This is a genomic window from Aquabacterium sp. OR-4 (genome assembly GCF_025290835.2).
Classification (GTDB): Bacteria; Pseudomonadota; Gammaproteobacteria; order Burkholderiales; family Burkholderiaceae_C; genus Pseudaquabacterium.
The window spans coordinates 611,092-628,872 of sequence record NZ_JAOCQD020000001.1; the positions used below are offsets into that span (position 1 = coordinate 611,092).

Sequence of the window (17,781 nt, forward strand, 5' to 3'; positions counted from 1 at the left end):
CAACATGCAGGATGAGCGGCCACGATAGGATGCGGCCATGGCAGGCATCCCGTCCCGATGGCACGCCAGGCTGTTGGCGGGCCTGGCCTGCCTGTGCCTGGCCGGCGCGGCCCTGGCACTGCGCCGGCTGGTGCTGGCGGCCGGGGCGGGCGCGCCGGCGCTTGCCGGGGCGGCGGCGGGCTGGGCCGCGTGGGTCGTGGTCTGCGGCCTGGGCCTGGCGGCCTGTGCCGCGGTGCTGGCGCGGCAGCGCGAGCAGGCGCGCGGTGCGCAGCGACTGGCGCTGGCCGCTGCCGAAGGCCGGTGCCAGCAGCAGGCGCTGGCCCGGGCCCTGGCCGACCGCAGCGCCACCGAGGATTTTCTGCGCCTGGTGGCCGACAGCCTGCCCGGGCGCCTGAGCTACTGGGACCGCGACAACCGCTGCCGTTTTGCCAACCGCGGCTTTTGCGACTGGCATGGCGTGACGCCGGCGCAGATGCAGGGGCGCCGCATCGCCGATCTGGGCCCGCCCTGGGATCGCCGCGCCGCGCACAACGCGCCGCATGTGGCGGCGGTGCTCGAAGGCCGGGCCCAGCGCTTCGAGCGCGACGACACCACGCCCGCCGGCCAGCCCTGCACCTCGCTGGCGCACTACGTGCCCGACCGGCGTGGCGAGCAGGTGGTGGGCTTCGTGGTGCTGGCCACCGACCTCAGTGCCGAGAAGGCGCGCGAGCGCGAGCTGGCCGCCGCCCTCACCCGGGCCGAGGCCGCCACACGCGCCAAGAGCGCCTTCCTGGCCAACATGAGCCACGAGATCCGCACGCCGCTCAACGCCATCCTGGGCCTGGTGCAGCTGCTGCGCCAGGACAGCGAGGCCGCGGCCTCGGCACGCCGGCTGGCGCATGTGGAAGACGCCTCGCGCCACCTGCTGGCGCTGATCAACGACATCCTCGACCTGTCGCGGGTGGAGGCCGGCAAGCTCACGCTGGAGCCGCGCGATTTCGACCTGCCGGCGCTGCTGGACCGCGTGCAGGCGCTGCTGGCCGAGCGTGCGCGCGCCAAGGGCCTGGTGCTGGCGCTGCAGGTGGGCGATGTGCCGGTGCGGGTGCATGCCGATGCCACCCGCCTGACCCAGGTGCTGCTGAACCTGGCCGGCAACGCGGTGAAGTTCACCGAGCAGGGGCAGGTCACATTGACAGCGGCGCTGTGCCCCGACCCGGGCCAGCCGCCCGCCACCGGCTGGCGGGTGCGTTTCGAGGTGGCCGACACCGGCCCCGGCATCGCACCCGAGCGCCTGGCCACGCTGTTCCAGCCCTTCGAGCAGGGCGACGCCTCGATGACCCGGCGCTACGGCGGCAGTGGCCTGGGCCTGGCCATCTCGCGCGAGGTGGTGGCCCTGCTGGGCGGGCGCATCGAGGTGGACAGCCGGCCCGGCGAGGGTGCGCGCTTCGCGTTCACGCTGGTGCTGCCGCCGCCACAGGTGCCGGCACCGGTGCCGCTGGATGTGGGCGCCGCTGTGCAGGCGCTGCGCCAGCGCCATGCCGGGCGCCGCGTGCTGCTGGTGGAGGACAACCCGATCAACCAGGTGGTGGCCAGCGAGCTGCTGCACGCGGCCGGCCTGTGCGTGGCCCTGGCCGCCAACGGCGCGCAGGCGCTCGGCGAGGCCCAGCGCCAGGCGCCGGCGCTGATCCTGATGGACGTGCAGATGCCGGTGATGGACGGCCTGGCCGCCACGCGCGAGTGGCGCGCCCACGAGGCGCGCAGCGCCTGCCCGCGCACCCCGGTGGTGGCGCTGACCGCCACCGCCTTTGCCGCCGAGCGCGGCGCCTGCCTGCAGGCCGGCATGGACGACCACCTGACCAAGCCGATCGACGCCGCGCAGCTGTACACGCTGCTGCTGCGCTGGCTGGACGACCCCACCGCCGGCTGATTCACCGCGCCCGGGCTCAAGCTGCGGCCCCGGGCGGCCGATAGCCCACGGACGACCTGCCGCCATGGCGGTGGCAGGCGTTCGTGAGCATGGCTGCCGTACCGCCCGATCCGTCCCCCTCCGCTGCACCTGTTGCGCCGGCACCGCCCGCCCCATCGGCCGGGCCGGCCGTGGCGGTGGTGCGCCGGCGCCGCGTGCGCCGCCGCCGTGCGGCAGGCGCTCGTGCCGAGGCCTGGGCCGGCCGGCTGGCGGCGCGGGCCCTGCCGCTGTTGCTGCTGCTGGCCTTGTCGGCCGGTGCCGCCAGCCTGGCGCTGACCCTGTGGTCGGCCGCCACCGGGGCCGATCCCTACCGCCTGGGCGCGCCCGGCGTGCATTTCGAGGGCGAGGCGCTGGCGCCCGCGCATGCGCTGCTGCAGCCGCCGGCCGCGGCGGCATCGGCCCTGACGGCACCGGCCTCTGGCGCGGCGGGCGAGGCCTGGTTGCCGCCGGCCACGGCGCGGCGGGCCGCGCTGTGGCGGCAGGGCGCCCAGGCCAGCGCGCTGGCGCAAGGCGCCCAGGCCGCGCTGCCGGCCGAGCCGGCGCTCAGCTACCGCCAGCACTGCGTGTGGGGCCAGCCCGGCCGCAACCCCTACCGTGGCACGGTGGTGCAGGCGCTGCAGTCGGCGCGCCTGCCCGACGAGGTGGTGCGCCAGGTGGCCGCCCAGGTGGCGGCCGGCACGCCCACCGACCGGCTGGAGATCCGGCGCGAGGGCATCCGCGCGCTGGGCAGCGGTCGGCGTTTTGACCCGCGCCGCGTGGCACTGACCTTTGGCCAGACCTTGTGCGTGAATGCGCGCGTGAACTTTGCCGCCGGCCACATGGAGCCGGCCGCGCTGTACGAGGCGGCCGACGCCGGCGGCCGGGTGTATGCGGTGATGGTGCCCGAGGTCTGCGGCAACGTCTCGGTGCTGTCGCAGCAGGGCGAGCGGGCGCCGCGCCTGCTGGCGGTGGCCGAGCCGGCACCGCCCGGCCCCATGCGCCGCCTGCCCGCGGCGCTGGAGGACGGCGGCGGCGAGGGGCTGTTCGCCTTTGCCGACGATCGGCCGGCGCAGTCGGTGCCCGAGCCCGGCACGCTGGCCTGCGTGCTGCTGGGCCTGGCGCTGATCGGCTGGTTCAGCCGAGCTCGGCGCGGCGCGGCAGATCGGCGCCGCGACGGCCGCAGGTGATGGCGGCCGCGCGCATCGCAAAGCCCAGGGCCTCGCGCAGCGCCGCCGCATCCAGCGCCGCCACCGCGGCGGGCGTGAGCCGGCCGGCCTCGGCCAGCCAGGTCAGCAGGGCGGCCTGGAAGGTGTCGCCCGCGCCCACCGTGTCCACCAGCTTCACCTGCTCGGGCGGCAGCGCCGGCAGCGCCACGCGGCCGGCCGTGGCGTGGAAGGCCACCGCACCCTCGCCGCCACGGGTGACCACCAGCCAGGGCGTGCCGGTGGCCAGGGCCTCGGCGGCAAAGTCGTCGATGGCGCGGCCGGGGTAGAGCAGCGCGAGGTCTTCGTCGCTCAGCTTCAGCAGCTGGGTGCGCGGCAGCATCCAGGCCAGGGTGTCACGCCACACCGCCAGATCGGGCTGCACATTGGTGCGCACATTGACGTCGTAGCTGATCAGGCTGCGCGCGCTTTCACGCTCGACCAGCAGGCGCTGGGTGTCGGCGGTGGGCGGCACCACCATCGCGAACGAGCCGAAGTGAAAGGCCCGTGCCTCGGGCGGAATGGCCGCCAGGTGCGCCGGCTGCAGCAGCCGGTCGGCGCAGCCGTGGCCGTAGAAGGCATAGCTGGGCACGCCTTGCGCGTCCACGCCGACCAGGCTGATCGTGGTGGGGGCCTGCAGCAGCGGCGTGCAGCGGGTGTCGATGCCCTCCTCGCGCAGCGCGCGCAGCAGGCGCTCGCCGGCAAAGCCGGTGCCGATGCCGCCCAAGAAGCCCACCGGCTGGCCCAGCCGCGCCAGGCCCAGCGCCACATTGAACGGCGAGCCGCCGATGCGGCCGTCGAAGCCGATGCCGGTGGCGGTGTCGCCGGTGGCGAACACGTCGAACAAGGCCTCGCCGCTGACGATGAACATGCTGGGTCTCCTGGTCACCGCCCGGCGCCGGGGGGGCGCTACCAGGCGATGGGGCTGCTGCCGGCCGCGCTGCGGCGCGGCCGCGGGGGTTATAAATCAAGTTGCTTGATTTATTGAACCATGGTCCGCAGAATTTGGCCAGTCCCCCGGCGGATCAGCGGCCGACTGCCCTGCCCGCCGCCCCGCCAGGCACCCAAGCCCCAAGCTGCACGCCAAACCGCGCGCCAAGCCGATCCGCCATGCCCCGCAGTGCTCCGCCGCGCCCGACCCCACGTCCGATCCCCCGCCCGGCCGCCGGGGCGTCGGCGCGGGTCGCGCGCCAGCCTCTGCCCGGCGCCCGCGCGCCCGGCCCGCGCCAGCCGGGCGAGCGTCTGGTGCTGCAGGCCATTCGCCAGATGGGCGCGCTGGCCGGTGCCGAGCTGGCGCGCTGCACCGGGCTCAGCGCCCAGGCGGTGTCGCTGATCACCCGCCGGCTCGAGGCCGACGGCCTGCTGCTGCGTGGCGAGCCGGTGCGCGGCAAGGTCGGCCAGCCGGCGCTGCCCTGGTCCCTCAACCCCGATGGCGCGCTGTCGGTGGGCATCCAGCTGGGCCGCCGCAGCCTCGACACGCTGGTGGTCGACTTTCACGGCGCGGTGCGCCAGCGCTGGTCGCTGGCCTACACCCACCCCGAGCCGCAGGCGCTGCTGCACGAGATCGGCCAGCGCCTGGGCGCGCTGCGCGGGCAGCTGGCGCCGGCGGTTTGGGCGCGGGTGCAGGGCGTGGGTGTGGCCGCGCCGCAGCAGCTGGGCGGCTGGCAGACCCTGCTGGACATGCCGCCCGAGCTGGCCGCCCGCTGGCAGACGCTGGACCTGCGCGCCGCGCTGGCAAGCTGCACCGAGCTGCCGGTGATGCTGCTGAAGGACACCGCCGCCGCCTGCGTGGCCGAGCTGGTGGCCGGGCGCGGTCGCGGCCTGCCCAACTACCTGTACCTGTTTGTCGACACCTTCATCGGCGGCGGCCTGGTGCTCGATGGCCAGCTGCGCGCCGGCGACCAGGGCAATGCCGGCGCCGTCGGCTCGCTGTCGCTGGCCATGGCCGGGCCGGCTGCGGCGCCCGATGGGCCACCGCAGCTGCTCAGCCGGGCCTCGCTGCTGAGCCTGGAGCGCCGCTACCGCGCGGCCGGCCTGGCGCCCGAGGCGGTGGCCGATGCGCGCGCGCTGCAAGCGCCCTGGCGCGGGCACACCGAGGCCTGGCTGGACGAGGCCGCGCCGGCCATCGCGCTGGCCGTGCACAGCGCCGCCTGCCTGCTCGACCTCGACACCGTGCTCATCGACGGTGCGTTCGACCGCGCGCTGCTGGCCGCGCTGCTGGCCCGCAGCGCGCAGGCGCTGCAGGCCTACCGCTGGGAAGGCGTGGCCCGGCCGCAGCTGCTGCCCGGCAGCGTTGGAGCCGATGCGCGGGCGCTGGGCGGTGCCTGGCTGCCGCTGCACGCGGCCTTCGCGCCCGAGCGCGGCGCCTGGCCGGCGAGCGCCTGAACCCGGCCCCCGGCCACCCGGGCGGCCCGGGGCGGGCAGGGCCGCCACACCGCACATTCCCTAGCTGCGGGCGCCGGAGGGCCTGCGTAGAGTGCCGCGCAGCCGCCCATCCGGCCGGCAAGGAACCCTGCGCATGATCGCGACCGAGTTCGAACACCGGCTGCTCAACGTGCGCAGCCACTACCGGGTCTCGCCCTGGATCTCGCCGCGCGCCGACGAGGCGCCGCTGCTGCGCTCGTGGCAGCGCTGCCGCGACGCCGGCATGCGCGAGCACGAATCGGTCAACTTCGAGCTGGTGGGCCGCGCCATGCTGGCCGAGCTGGACGACGAATGGGGCCCGCTGGTGCGCAGCGCCCGGCCCGAGACCGAGCGCCTGGCCTCGGCCGTGGGCGGCGCGGGCGGCGTGGTGATGCTGTTCAACCCGCGCGGCGTGATCATCGACCGCATGGCCCACGACAGCGTCGTGCACCCGGTGCTGCGCCTGGCCACCCGCGTGGGCATGAACGTGGCCGAGCGCTGCGTGGGCACCACCGCGCCGGGCATCGCGCTGGCCGAGGGCCTGCCCTACCTGGTGGGCCGCGAGGCGCACTTTTTTGCCAACCTGCGGCCGTTTTTCTGCGTGGCCGCGCCCGTCGACGGCCCGCGCGGCGAGCGTCTGGCCGCCCTCGACATCACCTGCTACGACAACGTGCCCGGCTTCGATGTCCAGACCCTGGTGCAGGATGCCGCGCTGGCCATCGAGAACCGCCAGTTCGTGCCTGGCGACGAACGCGTGGTGGTGCACTTCCACCCGCGCGCCGAGATGGTCGACACCGCCCACGAGGCCTTGCTGATGGTGGATGCCGCGGGCAGCGTAGTGGGCGCCAACCGCAGCGCCTGCCGGCTGCTGAACCAGCCGCGCGGTGCGCTGCTGGGCCGGCCCTTCACCCAGTGCTTCGACCGGCGCCTGGGCGCGCTGTTCGGCGCCTCGCTGCGCCGCCAGGGCGGCGACCTGGTCGAGATGCACAGCCACGACGGCCTGCTGGTGATGGCGCGCTTCGAGAGCGCACCGCGCGGCGGCACGCCTGCAGCCGCGCCGCCGCCGTCGCCCAACCTGGCCGGTCTGGCCCCCGGCCATCCGGCGGCCGGCGCCCCATCCGAGGCCGAGGCCGAAACACGCCTGCGCGACCTGGAGCTGCGCGCCATCCATGCCGCACTGGACGCGCAGGGCGGCAACGTCTCGGCCGCCGCGCGGCGCCTGGGCATCAGCCGCAGCACCATCTACCGCCGGCTGGGCACACCCGCAACGGGACATTGACGCTGCGGCTGCCCCCGCGTACCCGCGGGGCCGGGTGCCCCAGCGGGCCGAGCGCCGGGCCGCTCCCAAGCCGGCCCGCCAACTCGCCCGGCGGGTGGCCCTGCGTATGCGCGGGGCCGGGTGCCCCAGCGGGCCGAGCGCCGGGCCGCCCCAAGCCGGCCCGCCAACTCGCCCGGCGGGTGGCCCTGCGTATGCGCGGGGCCGGGTGCCCCAGCGGGCCGAGCGCCGGGCCGCCCCAAGCCGGCCCGCCAACCCGCCCGGCGGGTGGCCCTGCGTATGCGCGGGGCCGGGTGCCCCAGCGGGCCGAGCGCCGGGCCGCCCCAAGCCGGCCCGCCAACCCGCCCGGCGGGTGGCCCCGCGTAACCGCGGGGCCGGGTGCACCATTCACCGCCGCCCGAACATCATCTGCCTCGCCAGCAGGTGCTTGAGCGGCGGCAGTGCCTGCAGTGCGGCCAGGCCGAGGCCGCGGGCCGCGGGCAGGCCGGGCCAGGCCCAGGTGAAGCTGCGTGCCAGAAAATCGGTGGCGGCGATCATGCTCCAGCGGTCGGGGGCGCGCTGCCACTCGAGCCGGCGCAGCACCTGCGGCAGCGCGTCGGGCGTGGCCTCGCGCAGCGCCTCGACCAGCACCGCGGCATCGCGCAGGCCCAGGTTGAGGCCCTGGCCGGCCACCGGGTGCAGGGTTTGCGCGGCATTGCCGATGCGCACCACCGCGCCATCCACCAGCGTGCGCTCGGCATTGAGGCCCAGCGCAAAGTGCTTGAGTGGCGACAGTGCGCTGACGCGGCCCGCCGCCTCGGGCAGCAGGCTGTTGAGCACGGCCACGCGCTGGGCCTCGCCGAGCGCGGCCACCGGGTCATCGTCGGCCGGCACGCACCACACCAGCGCGGCACGCAGCGGGGCCGCCGCGGCGCCGGCCAGCGGCGGGGCCGGTGGCAGCGGCAGCAGGGCCACCGGGCCATGGCGGGTGAAGCGCTCGACCGCGCGGCCTGGCGTGGCGCCGGCCAGCGTGGCGGTGCCCACCCAGGCGGTCTGGCGGTAGTCGTGCACCACGGCCTTGCGCGCCTGCTCGGCAAACACGCCGCCCTCGGCCACCACCGCCAGGTCAAAGCGCTCGGCCACGCCGGCATCCACCTCGGCGCCGCCGCCCGGGCCGCGGCCATCGGCCGCCAGGGCACGCACCTGGCTCACCGGCAGGCCGAAGCGGCTGTGCAGCCGCGGCGAATCGGCGGCCAGGGCCAGCCAGGCCTGCTGCAGGCGGCTGACCAGCGCGCCGTAGCTGAGCACCGCGCCGAGCTGCTCGACGCCTTCGTCGGCCGCGCTCAGGCGCACCTCGGCCGGCGCGCCCAGCAGCGCCAGCGTGGGCGGCGCCTGCGAGACATGCACCTCGAGGATGGGCTGCGCCGCCGCGGCCGGCCAGGCGCCCAGGCGCCGCAGCCAGATCACGCTGCCCAGCGACAGCGCCAGCGTGCGCGGATCGGCCGCCACGTCGCGCTCGAGCGGGCGGGCGTCGAACAGCGAGATGTCGGCCGCCGGCAGGCGGCGCGCGGCATGCAGGGCCAGCGCCAGGCCGGCCGGTCCGGCACCGATGACGGCGATCTTCCAGGGATGGCTCACGGGCAGGGCTCTTGGATGCGGGGCACGGGGTGGAGGGTGACGGCGGGGTGACGGCGGGGTGACGGCGGGGTGACGGCGGACGCCGGGCCTGGCGGCACCGGCCACGCGAGACGATAGCCGATCGCCATCCAGGCCCGCCAGGCCGTGGCCCGTCGCCTGGCCCCTGCCGGGGCGGTGGCGCTTGCGCTAGGCTGCGGCGCTCAATGGCCGTGCGCCCGGCGCGCGACCTGCCTCCAATGCACAAGGACACCTCTTCATGCGTTATCGCCGTCTGGGCCGCAGCGGCCTGCAGGTCAGCGAGCTGTCGCTCGGCTCCTGGGTCACCTACAACAACCAGGTGAACCTGGAGGCCGCCGTCGAGATGATGGCCGCCGCCTACGACGCCGGCATCAACTTCTTCGACAACGCCGAGGCCTATGCCGGCGGCCAGAGCGAGGTGGTGATGGGTCAGGCCCTGCAGCGCCTGGGCTGGCCGCGGCTGAACTATGTGGTGAGCACCAAGTTCTTCTGGGGCCTGGATCGCGCCGGCGCGGCCATCAACCGCAAGGACACGCTCAACCGCAAGTACCTGATGCAGGCCATCGATGCCTCGCTGCAGCGCTTCGGGCTCGATTTTGTCGACCTGGTGTACTGCCACCGCCCCGATCCGCACACGCCGATCGAGGAGACGGTGTGGGCCATGAGCGACATGATCAGCCGCGGCAAGGCGCTGTACTGGGGCACCAGCGAGTGGAGCGCGGGCGACATCCGCGCCGCCTGGGAGATCGCCGACCGCCACCACCTGCACAAGCCGGTGGTCGAGCAGCCGCAGTACCACCTGTTTCACCGCCAGCGGGTCGAAAAGGACTACGCCCGGCTGTACGAGGACATCGGCCTGGGCCTGACCACCTGGAGCCCGCTGGCCTCGGGCCTGCTCACCGGCAAATACCGCGACGGCGTGCCGGCCGACTCGCGCGGCGCGATGGACAACCTGGCCTTCCTGCGCGACGGCCTGACCGATGCCGCCAAGAACGCCGCGGTGGCGCAGCTGGCGCCGTTGGCCGCCGAGCTGGGCGGCAGCACCGCGCAGCTGGCCATTGCCTGGGCCAGCAAGAACCCGCGCGTGTCGAGCGTGATCACCGGCGCGTCGCGCCTGTCGCAGCTGCATGACAACCTGGGCGCGCTGGCCATGGCCGACAAGCTCACGCCCGAGGTGCTGGCGCGCATCGACGCCATCACCAGCCCGCTGGCCGCTTGAGGCCGGTGGCGCCAGGGCGCGCTGCGCGCGGCCCGGTGCCACCTGGGGCGATCAGCCCTGCAGCTTGAGCTCGCTCTTCACGTCCTTGACGCCCGGCACGGCGGCGGCCAGCTTCAGCGCGGTGTCGGCCGACTCGGCGTTCGGCGCGGTGCCGCTGAGCACCACCACGCCAGCGGTGGTGCTGACGCTGATCTTCAGCGCGGCCAGGCGCTGGTCTTCCATCAGCGCGGCCTTCACGCGGGCGGTGATCTGGCTGTCGTCGGCCGAGCTGGCGGCGGCCGGTTGTTGCGGCTGTTGTTGCGGCTGCTGCGCCACGTCGGCGGCCTGTGCGGCCAGCGCGATGCCCAGGCCAAGTGCGGTGGTGGCCAGCAGGCGCGACAGGGTGAGGGTGTGGGTCATGAGCTTCTCCGACGATGGGGGGTTGAGATCGCGGCACCGGGTGGCGCCACAAGCACTCAAGGGCAATCGCCGTGCCAGCAGAAAAAACCCTTGCGCAGCAATCACTTGGCGGCTCAAGCGGTGCTTTTGCACGCCTTGACGGCGGCTGGGGCGGGTTTTTTGTCGCCGGGTGGCGACAGCCTGGCGGCCTTCAGCGCCAAGTGCTTGATGGGCCGGGCCCGGGCGTGTCGCCGGATGGCGACAGCGCGTCGGCCCCGTCGCGAAACAGCTGCGGCTGCAGGCCGTGGCGCTGCAGCAGGCGATAGAACTCGGTGCGGTTGCGCTGGGCCAGCCGCGCCGCGTCGGCCACCTGGCCGGCGGTGAGCTTGAGCAGGCCGATCAGGTAGTCGCGCTCGAACTGCTGGCGTGCGCTGGCGTAGTCGAGCACCGGCGCATTGGGCAGATGCAGCGCGCGCTGCACCAGCGACAGCGGCACCAGCGCGCCGGTGGCCAGCGCGCACACCTGCTCCACCGCGTTGTGCAGCTGGCGCACATTGCCGGGCCAGGGCGCCTGCACCAGGGCCTCGAGCGCCTCGGGCGCAAAGCCGTGCAGGGTCTTGCGGTAACGGCTGGCCAGGCTGTGCAGAAAGTGCTGGGCCAGCAGCACGATGTCTTCGCGGCGCTGGGCCAGCGGCGGCAGCGCCAGGCGCACGACGTTCAGGCGGTAGTACAGGTCGCTGCGAAACTGGCCGGCGGCCAGCGCCGCGTCGAGCTGGCGGTGGGTGGCCGACAGCACGCGCACATCCACCGCCAGGCTTTGCTCGGTGCCCACCGGGCGCACCTGGCGCTCCTGCAGCACGCGCAGCAACTTGACCTGCAGCGCCAGCGGCATGTCGCCGATCTCGTCGAGAAACAGCGTGCCGCCCTCGGCCGCCACGAACAGGCCCTTGCGTGCGCTCTGCGCGCCGGTGAAGGCGCCGCGCGCATGGCCGAACAGCTCGGATTCGAGCAGCGGCTCGGGAATCGCCGCGCAGTTCACCGCCACGAAAGGCTTGGCCGCGCGCGGGCTGGCGCGGTGGATGGCACGCGCCAGCAGCTCCTTGCCAGTGCCGCTTTCGCCGGTGATCAGCACGCTGGCATCGGTGGCGGCCACCAGCCGCGCCTCGGCCAGCACGGCGGCCATCACCGGGCTGCGGCTGATCAGCTCGCGCCGCCAGGCGCCCTGCGCGGCGCGCTCGTCGGCCGGGCCGGGCGGGTTGGCGCCGCCACGCGCCGGGCCATCGGCGGGCGCTGCCGCCGCGGGCGCCGCCCATTGCAGGGCCTGCTGCACGGTGTCTTGCAGCGCGCGGCCGTCAAAGGGCTTGGTGAGGTAGGCGTGGGCGCCGCGCGCGGTGGCGGCCACGGCGTCGGGGATGGTGCCGTGCGCGGTGAGCAGGATCACCGGCAGCACCGGGTGGCGGCTGCGGATCTGGTCAAACAGCTGCAGGCCGTCCTGGCCGGGCAGGCGCACATCGCTGATCACCAGCGCCGGCCGGTGCAGCGCCAGATGGGCCAGCGCGGCCTCGGCGCTGCCCACCGCCTGCACCGCATGGCCGGCGGCGCGCAGGCGCAAGGTCAGCAGGCGCAGCAGGTCGGGATCGTCGTCCACCAGCAGGATGTGCGGCGCCGCGCTGCCGGCCGCGCCCGCGCTGGCGCCGGCGTGCAGGCCCTGGCCGGCGCTGCTGCCGCTGCCGCTGCCGGATGGGCGGGCGGCGGTGTTCATCGGCTGGCCGCCGCGGCGGCGGGCAGGGCCCGCTCGATCGCCTTCAGCGCCTCGAGCTTGTCCTGCAGCTGCTCGCCGCGGCGCTGGCTGTCGCGCAGCTGGCTGCTCAGGCGCTCGAGGCTGTCCTGCCAGCGGCGCTGGTCGGCCAGGCGGGCGGCCATCAGCGTCGCCAGCGGCTGCAGCGCGTCGTCGGCCGGCAGCTGCGCGCTGGCCGCCGCCAGCTGCTGCTGGGCGGCCGCCAGCTCGGCCGCCGGCGCCGGCACACCGGCGCGCAACTGGCTGGCCGTGCCGGCGCGGCGCAGGGCCGTGGCCAGCAGCGCCTGGCGCTCATCACCGGCGGTGGCGCTGGCACTGGCCGCCGGTGTGCAGGGCGCGCTGGCCAGCGTGGCCGAGGCCGCTGGCGCCGCGCTGGCGGCCGCGGCGGCCGGGGTGGCGGGCAGGGCCGGCGCGGCTGGCGGGGCGGGGGGCAGCAGCTGGCAGGCCCCCAGCAGCGCGGCCAGGGTGGCCAGGGTGGCCAGCCGGGCCCGGCTGAGCGGGCCGCGCTGCCGCCACGGGCGCGGCCCGGCCGGCGGGTGGGCGCCACGGTGGGCGCCATGGGCAGGGCCAGGGGCGGGGCCAAGGTCTGGGCCAAGGTCTGGGCCAAGAGCGCGGCCAAGAGCGCGGCCAAGAGCGCGGCCATGGATGGGGCCACGGCAGGCGGGCGGGTGGGGAACGGTCGGGGTCATCGGGGCAGCTGGATGCAGAAATGCGCGCCGTGGGCGCTGGGCAGCAGGCGGGCGCTGCCGCCATGGGCCTGGGCCACCTCGCGCACGATGGCCAGGCCCACGCCGCTGCCCTGGCGCGCCGGTGGCGTGCCGCTGGCATCGGGTGGTGGCGGGCGCCCCTGGAAGAAGGGCTCGAACACATGCGCGGCGTCGGCCTCGGCCACGCCGGGGCCCTGGTCGATGCAGTCGATCTGCACGCCCTCGGGGGTGTGGCCGGCGCGCAGCGTCACCTGGCCATCGGCCGGGCTGAAGCGCAGCGCATTGCTCAGCAGATTGGCCACCGCGCTGCCCAGGGTCTCGGGGTCGATCGCGGCCGTCACGCTGGCGTCGGCCTGCACCGTGACGTGCAGGCCCTTGGCCGCGCTTTGCAGGCGCTGGGCCTCAGCGGCGGCGTGCAGCAGCGGCGCCAGCGGCTGGCGCTGGCGCGGCGCGCGCGGCGTCTCGAAGGCCAGCGCCTGGTAGCGCAGCAAGGCCTCGATCTGCTGCTGCAGGGCCAGGCTGTTGTCATGCAGGATGCGCAGGATCTCGGCCTGGTCGGCCGCCAGCGGGCCGGCCACGCCGTCCTGCAGCAGCGCCACGCCCTCGCGGATGGCGGCCAGCGGGGTCTTGAGCTCGTGCGAGACATGGCGCACGAAGCGCGCCTGGTCCGACTCCAGCTCGGCCAGGCGCAGGCGCAGCCAGTCGAGCTGCCGGCCCAGCTGGCGCAGATCGGCCGGCCCGCGCACCTGGATCGGTGCCTCGAGCTGGTTGTTGCCCAGCCGGCCGATGGCCTGCACCAGCTGGGCCATCGGCCGCGCCAGCCAGTGCGCCAGGCCCCAGGCCAGGCCGGCGCCCAGCACGAGGGTGCCCAGCACCAGCGCGCTGATCAGCCGCTGCTGGCGCTCCAGCGCGGCCAGCTGCTCGCGCTGGCGCTGCTGCAGCACCTGGCGGCCCTGCGCGCCCAGCGTCTCGTTGAGGGCATGCAGGCGCACAAAGCGCGGGCCCAGCTGGGCCAGGGCCTCGCGCGGCCGGCGCCCGGGCTGCTGCAGGATGGCCACCACCGCGTCGGCCTGCTGGCCCCAGGCCTGCAGCGCTGCATCGGGCGCGGCCGCCATGCCGCCGGCCTGGGTGCGCGCCTCGCGCAGCGCGGCGTCGAAGCGCTGGCGCAGGCCGGGGTCCTCCAGCACCAGGTACTGGCGCGCGCTGCGCTCCATGGCCACGGTGAGCTCGGCCAGCGACTGGGCGCGTGCGGTCAGCGCCACGGCGTCCTGCGCCGCCTGGCGGCCCTGCCAGGCCGAGCGGTCGAGCGCCGACAAGGCCTGCACCGCGGCGCCACCCATCAGGGCGGTGATCAGCAGCAGCGCGGCCAGCAGCAGCTGGCGAAACGACAGGCCCCGGCCCCAGGGCGCCGGCCCCAGGGTGGGCCGCTGCAGCGAGAACTTGGGCAGAACGGCGGACACAGCCGCAGCCTAAGCCACGAACGGCGCGTTCTGCGGCGCTGCCGCGCGCCGGCGCTGGCGCCTGCTTGCACTTGTTGCAAGCTGCAGCGCAAGCTTGCGTCTGGATGCGATTGAGGGCCTGTCAGACCCCCAGCCTGTCAACCCTGCAGCGCGGCCAGCTGGGCCGGCGTGCCCACGTTCTGCCAGGCGCCGGGCCACAGGCTGCCGCCCAGGCGCCCGGCCGCGGCGGCGGCAAACAGGCGCGGGCCCAGTGGCGCATGCGTGCCGGGCGTGACCCCGGCCACCAGGCTGGCGCGCACCAGGGCCAGGTTGGCATAGGTCAGCGGCGTCGGATGGCCCTCGGCCGGGCGCTGCACGCGGCCGGCCGCATCCAGCGCGAAATCGCCCCGCGGGTGGAAGTCGGGGTTGGGCACCAGCCACAGGTGGGCGTCGTCGCCGCTGGCGGCAAAACGCTGCGCGGTCTCGGCGTCGAAGGTGAAGCCCGGCGCCACGATGTCGCCCGACACCAGCCAGAAGCACTCACCCAGCAGCGGCAGGGCCTTGGCAATGCCGCCGGCGGTCTCGAGCGCGCCGCCGTGGTCGCGGCCTTCCATCGAGTAATGGAGGGTCAGGCCCCAGCGCTGGCCATCGCCCAGCGCGGGTGCAAACCGGTCTTCCAGCCAGGCGGTGTTGATCACCACCTCGCGCACGCCGGCACGCGCCAGCGCGGCCAGGTGCCAGGTGATCATCGGCTGGCCATGCACCGGCAGCAGCGGCTTGGGCGTGTGATCGGTGAGCGGGCGCAGGCGTTCGCCGCGGCCGGCGGCCAGGATCAGGGCCTTGAGGTTGGGGGCTTGGCTCATCGGGCCGGCAGTGTAGGGGGCCTGCCGCAGGCCACCGCGGCCCACGGCCAGGCCTGCAGGCCTGGCTCACCCCAGCCCGATGGGTGCCGGCGCGCTTTGCACGATCTTGCGGAACAGCGGCTCGTAGGCACCGTCGGCGGCATGGCCGGTCAGCGGGTCGCGGTTGGCGGCAAAGGCCTCGTCCAGCGCCAGCCAGTCCTCGGGGCTGAAGTGCTCGCGCGCGGCAGGCAGGATCTCGCGCTCTTCCACCGCCATGTGCAACAGGTAGGCATCGACATAGCGGTCGAGGGCGGTCTCGAAGGCCTGGCGACGCGGCTCGCCCAGCACCTCGTAGGCCAGCAGCGCATGCTCGAGGCGGCGGATGGCGGCCTCGCCGCGGGCGTGGTCGGCGTCCAGCTTGTCCAGCGTGTCGGCCAGCGCCGGGCAGCGCGCGCGCACCAGCGGAAACAGCAGCTCGCTTTCCTTCGGGTGGTGCAGGCGCTCGGGAAACTCGTCCACGTACAGCAGCATGGCGCGCAGCACGTCGAAATCGGGCGCCTTGCCATCGCGGCGGGTTTGCTGCACCAGCAGCACCATCGAGCGCAGCATGGCGGCCAGCGCCTGGTGCTCGTCCTGGATCACGTGGAGAGAGGGGTGTCGCATGGTGGGGCCGCGGGCGGCGGGCTGCAGTGGTCGGGTCAGGCCCAAGGCTCGCGCCAGTGCGGCCGCCGCACCTTGCGCAGGATCAAGCGCGCTCGCGCAGGCGCCGGCGTGCCGTCAACAGCCGGCGCGCTGGCGCGCGCGTCTAAAATCCGGCGTTTTCCCGCCCTGACGCCTGCCCTCCCTGCGGGCGCCAGCACCCCTCCAAGCACCACCCCGGCACCGCGCATGGCCCTCCCGACCTCCCCCGACACCCTCGGCCTGATGGCCAATGCGATCCGCGCGCTGGCGATGGACGCCGTGCAGCAGGCCAACAGCGGCCACCCCGGCGCGCCCATGGGCATGGCCGACATCGCGGTGGCGCTGTGGGGCGGGCACCTCAAGCACAACCCGGCCAACCCGCTGTGGCCCGACCGCGACCGTTTCGTGCTCAGCAACGGCCACGGCTCGATGCTGATCTACGCGCTGCTGCACCTGTCGGGCTACGACCTGCCGATGAGCGAGCTGCGCAACTTCCGCCAGCTGCACAGCAAGACCCCCGGCCACCCCGAGGTGGGCATCACCCCGGGCATCGAGACCACCACCGGCCCGCTGGGCCAGGGCATCACCAATGCCGTGGGCATGGCGCTGGCCGAGAAGCTGCTGGCCGCCGAGTTCAACCGCCCCGGCCACAGCGTGGTCAACCACCACACCTACGCCTTCCTGGGCGACGGCTGCCTGATGGAGGGCATCAGCCACGAGGCCTGCGCGCTGGCCGGCGCCTGGAAGCTCAACAAGCTGATCGCGCTGTACGACGACAACGGCATCTCCATCGACGGCCAGGTGCAGCCCTGGTACGTGGACGACGCCGGCAAGCGCTTCGAGGCCTATGGCTGGAACGTCATCGGCCCGATCGACGGCCACGACGCTGCCGCGGTGAGCACCGCCATCGCCCAGGCCAAGGGCTCGGCCACGAAGCCCACGCTGGTGATCTGCAAGACCGCCATCGGCAAGGGTTCGCCCAACCGCGCCGGCACCAGCAAGGCCCACGGCGAGCCGCTGGGCGCTGAAGAGATCAAGCTCACCCGCGCGGCCCTGGGCTGGGTGCATGAGCCCTTCGTGATGCCCGAGGCCGCCTACGCCGCCTGGGACGCCAAGGCCGCCGGCGACACCGCCGAAACCGAGTGGGCGCAGCGTTTTGCCAGCTACAAGACCGCCTTCCCCGAGCTGGCGGCCGAGTTCGCGCGCCGCATGGCGGGCGATCTGCCGGCCGGCTTTGCCGAGGTGGCCGTCGAGGCCGTGGGCAGCGCCCACGACAAGGCCGAGACCGTGGCCAGCCGCAAGGCCAGCCAGATCGCGCTGGAGCACTTCACCGCCAAGCTGCCCGAGATGCTGGGTGGCTCGGCTGACCTGACCGGCAGCAACCTCACCAACACCAAGAGCACGCCGGCCTTGCGCATGGCCGCCGATGGCTCGGTGGTCAAGACCGAGGCCGGCGAGGGTGCGGACGGCCGCATCGGCCGCCACATCAACTACGGCGTGCGCGAGTTCGGCATGGCCGCCATCATGAACGGCGTGGCCCTGCACGGCGGCTACATCCCCTACGGCGGCACCTTCCTCACCTTCAGCGACTACAGCCGCAACGCCATCCGCATGGCCGCGCTGATGAAGCTGCGCGTGATCCATGTCTTCACCCACGATTCGATCGGTCTGGGCGAGGACGGCCCCACGCACCAGAGCGTGGAGCATGCCGCCAGCCTGCGCCTGATCCCCGGCCTGGACGTGTGGCGCCCGGCCGATACCACCGAAACCGCCGTGGCCTGGAGCATGGCCCTGGCCAACCGCCAGCGCCCCAGCGCGCTGCTGCTGAGCCGCCAGAACCTGCCCTACGCGCCCAAGGCCGATGCCGACGTCATCACCCAGGGCGGCTATGTGCTGGCCGAGCCCAGCGAAGTGGGCCTGAAGAAGAAGGCCCAGGCGGTGATCATCGCCACCGGCTCCGAGGTGCAGCTGGCGCTGCACGCCCAGGCCGCGCTGGCCCAGCGCAAGATCGCGGTGCGCGTGGTCTCGATGCCCAGCACCACGGTGTTCGACCGCCAGGGCATGAAGTACAAGCAGAGCGTGCTGCCAGCCAAGCTGCCGCGCATCGCCATCGAGGCCGGCATCACCGACTTCTGGTGGAAATACGGCTGCGCCGCGGTGATCGGCATCGACACCTACGGCGAGAGCGCACCGGCGCCCGAACTGTTCAAGCACTTCCACCTCACGGCCGACAACCTGGTGGCCACGGTGCGCAAGGTGCTGGGCAAGTAAGCGCAG

The 17,781-nt window shown here is 74.7% G+C and carries 14 protein-coding genes; 6 read left to right on the forward strand and 8 right to left on the reverse strand.

Features of this window, described 5'->3' with window-relative positions; genetic code table 11:
- The first annotated feature begins 37 nt into the window (after positions 1–37).
- Positions 38–1,906: a PAS domain-containing sensor histidine kinase gene (locus tag N4G63_RS02470; protein WP_260788930.1), complete on the forward strand. Its 1,869-nt coding sequence runs from the start codon at positions 38–40 to the stop codon at positions 1,904–1,906.
- Positions 1,907–1,995: 89 nt separating this feature from the next.
- Positions 1,996–3,111 carry a PEP-CTERM sorting domain-containing protein gene (locus tag N4G63_RS02475; protein ID WP_260789533.1) on the forward strand — a complete coding sequence of 372 codons (1,116 nt, stop codon included), beginning with the start codon at positions 1,996–1,998 and terminating at the stop codon, positions 3,109–3,111.
- Here N4G63_RS02475 and N4G63_RS02480 read toward each other — a convergent pair.
- Positions 3,059–3,997 (reverse strand): carbohydrate kinase family protein, encoded by a 939-nt coding sequence (locus N4G63_RS02480; RefSeq protein ID WP_260788929.1) that lies wholly within the window; start codon positions 3,995–3,997, stop codon positions 3,059–3,061. The genes N4G63_RS02475 and N4G63_RS02480 overlap by 53 nt on opposite strands.
- Positions 3,998–4,371: 374 nt before the next feature.
- Here N4G63_RS02480 and N4G63_RS02485 point away from each other — a divergent pair, with 374 nt between their 5' ends.
- Both N4G63_RS02485 and N4G63_RS02490 read left to right on the forward strand, forming a co-directional pair.
- Positions 4,372–5,511 carry an ROK family transcriptional regulator gene (locus N4G63_RS02485; RefSeq protein ID WP_314599306.1) on the forward strand — a complete coding sequence of 380 codons (1,140 nt, stop codon included), beginning with the start codon at positions 4,372–4,374 and terminating at the stop codon, positions 5,509–5,511.
- Positions 5,512–5,644: 133 nt separating this feature from the next.
- Positions 5,645–6,808, forward strand: coding sequence for a helix-turn-helix domain-containing protein (locus tag N4G63_RS02490; protein ID WP_260788928.1), 1,164 nt, complete (start codon positions 5,645–5,647; stop codon positions 6,806–6,808).
- Between the two features lie 384 nt (positions 6,809–7,192).
- On the opposite strand, the gene N4G63_RS02495 is transcribed toward N4G63_RS02490, so the two are convergent.
- Positions 7,193–8,422, reverse strand: coding sequence for an FAD-dependent monooxygenase (locus tag N4G63_RS02495; RefSeq protein ID WP_260788927.1), 1,230 nt, complete (start codon positions 8,420–8,422; stop codon positions 7,193–7,195).
- A gap of 256 nt (positions 8,423–8,678) precedes the next feature.
- Here N4G63_RS02495 and N4G63_RS02500 point away from each other — a divergent pair, with 256 nt between their 5' ends.
- Positions 8,679–9,659: a potassium channel beta subunit family protein gene (locus tag N4G63_RS02500; RefSeq protein WP_260788926.1), complete on the forward strand. Its 981-nt coding sequence runs from the start codon at positions 8,679–8,681 to the stop codon at positions 9,657–9,659.
- 51 nt (positions 9,660–9,710) lie between these two features.
- Here the strand turns inward: N4G63_RS02500 and N4G63_RS02505 are convergent, their stop codons facing one another.
- From N4G63_RS02505 to N4G63_RS02530, 6 genes are all read right to left on the reverse strand, one after another.
- Positions 9,711–10,058 carry a BON domain-containing protein gene (locus tag N4G63_RS02505; protein ID WP_260788925.1) on the reverse strand — a complete coding sequence of 116 codons (348 nt, stop codon included), beginning with the start codon at positions 10,056–10,058 and terminating at the stop codon, positions 9,711–9,713.
- A 190-nt stretch (positions 10,059–10,248) separates the two neighbouring features.
- Complete coding sequence (locus tag N4G63_RS02510; protein ID WP_260788924.1) at positions 10,249–11,799, reverse strand: sigma 54-interacting transcriptional regulator; 1,551 nt, start codon at positions 11,797–11,799, stop codon at positions 10,249–10,251.
- Positions 11,796–12,524, reverse strand: a complete 729-nt coding sequence (locus N4G63_RS02515) for a hypothetical protein (RefSeq protein WP_260788923.1) — start codon at positions 12,522–12,524, stop codon at positions 11,796–11,798. Before N4G63_RS02515 ends, N4G63_RS02510 begins: the two co-directional genes overlap by 4 nt.
- Complete coding sequence (locus tag N4G63_RS02520; RefSeq protein WP_260788922.1) at positions 12,521–14,002, reverse strand: sensor histidine kinase; 1,482 nt, start codon at positions 14,000–14,002, stop codon at positions 12,521–12,523. Before N4G63_RS02520 ends, N4G63_RS02515 begins: the two co-directional genes overlap by 4 nt.
- 137 nt (positions 14,003–14,139) lie before the next feature.
- Positions 14,140–14,844, reverse strand: coding sequence for a nucleotidyltransferase family protein (locus tag N4G63_RS02525; protein ID WP_260788921.1), 705 nt, complete (start codon positions 14,842–14,844; stop codon positions 14,140–14,142).
- Positions 14,845–14,910: 66 nt separating this feature from the next.
- A complete protein-coding gene (locus N4G63_RS02530; RefSeq protein WP_260788920.1) occupies positions 14,911–15,486 on the reverse strand; it encodes a hemerythrin domain-containing protein in 576 nt (191 codons plus the stop codon).
- 225 nt (positions 15,487–15,711) lie between these two features.
- Between N4G63_RS02530 and tkt the strand changes: the two genes are divergently transcribed.
- Positions 15,712–17,775, forward strand: a complete 2,064-nt coding sequence (tkt, locus tag N4G63_RS02535; protein WP_260788919.1) for a transketolase — start codon at positions 15,712–15,714, stop codon at positions 17,773–17,775.
- Positions 17,776–17,781 lie beyond the last annotated feature (6 nt).

What these genes read in the sequence shown, in the direction of transcription:
- N4G63_RS02470 (WP_260788930.1), top strand. Translation starts at nt 38, where the DNA reads ATGGCAGGCATCCCGTCCCGATGGCACGCCAGGCTGTTGGCGGGCCTG.
- N4G63_RS02475 (WP_260789533.1), top strand. Translation starts at nt 1,996, where the DNA reads ATGGCTGCCGTACCGCCCGATCCGTCCCCCTCCGCTGCACCTGTTGCG.
- N4G63_RS02480 (WP_260788929.1), bottom strand. Translation starts at nt 3,997, where the DNA reads ATGTTCATCGTCAGCGGCGAGGCCTTGTTCGACGTGTTCGCCACCGGC.
- N4G63_RS02490 (WP_260788928.1), top strand. Translation starts at nt 5,645, where the DNA reads ATGATCGCGACCGAGTTCGAACACCGGCTGCTCAACGTGCGCAGCCAC.
- N4G63_RS02500 (WP_260788926.1), top strand. Translation starts at nt 8,679, where the DNA reads ATGCGTTATCGCCGTCTGGGCCGCAGCGGCCTGCAGGTCAGCGAGCTG.
- N4G63_RS02505 (WP_260788925.1), bottom strand. Translation starts at nt 10,058, where the DNA reads ATGACCCACACCCTCACCCTGTCGCGCCTGCTGGCCACCACCGCACTT.
- N4G63_RS02510 (WP_260788924.1), bottom strand. Translation starts at nt 11,799, where the DNA reads ATGAACACCGCCGCCCGCCCATCCGGCAGCGGCAGCGGCAGCAGCGCC.
- N4G63_RS02515 (WP_260788923.1), bottom strand. Translation starts at nt 12,524, where the DNA reads ATGACCCCGACCGTTCCCCACCCGCCCGCCTGCCGTGGCCCCATCCAT.
- N4G63_RS02525 (WP_260788921.1), bottom strand. Translation starts at nt 14,844, where the DNA reads ATGAGCCAAGCCCCCAACCTCAAGGCCCTGATCCTGGCCGCCGGCCGC.
- N4G63_RS02530 (WP_260788920.1), bottom strand. Translation starts at nt 15,486, where the DNA reads ATGCGACACCCCTCTCTCCACGTGATCCAGGACGAGCACCAGGCGCTG.
- tkt (WP_260788919.1), top strand. Translation starts at nt 15,712, where the DNA reads ATGGCCCTCCCGACCTCCCCCGACACCCTCGGCCTGATGGCCAATGCG.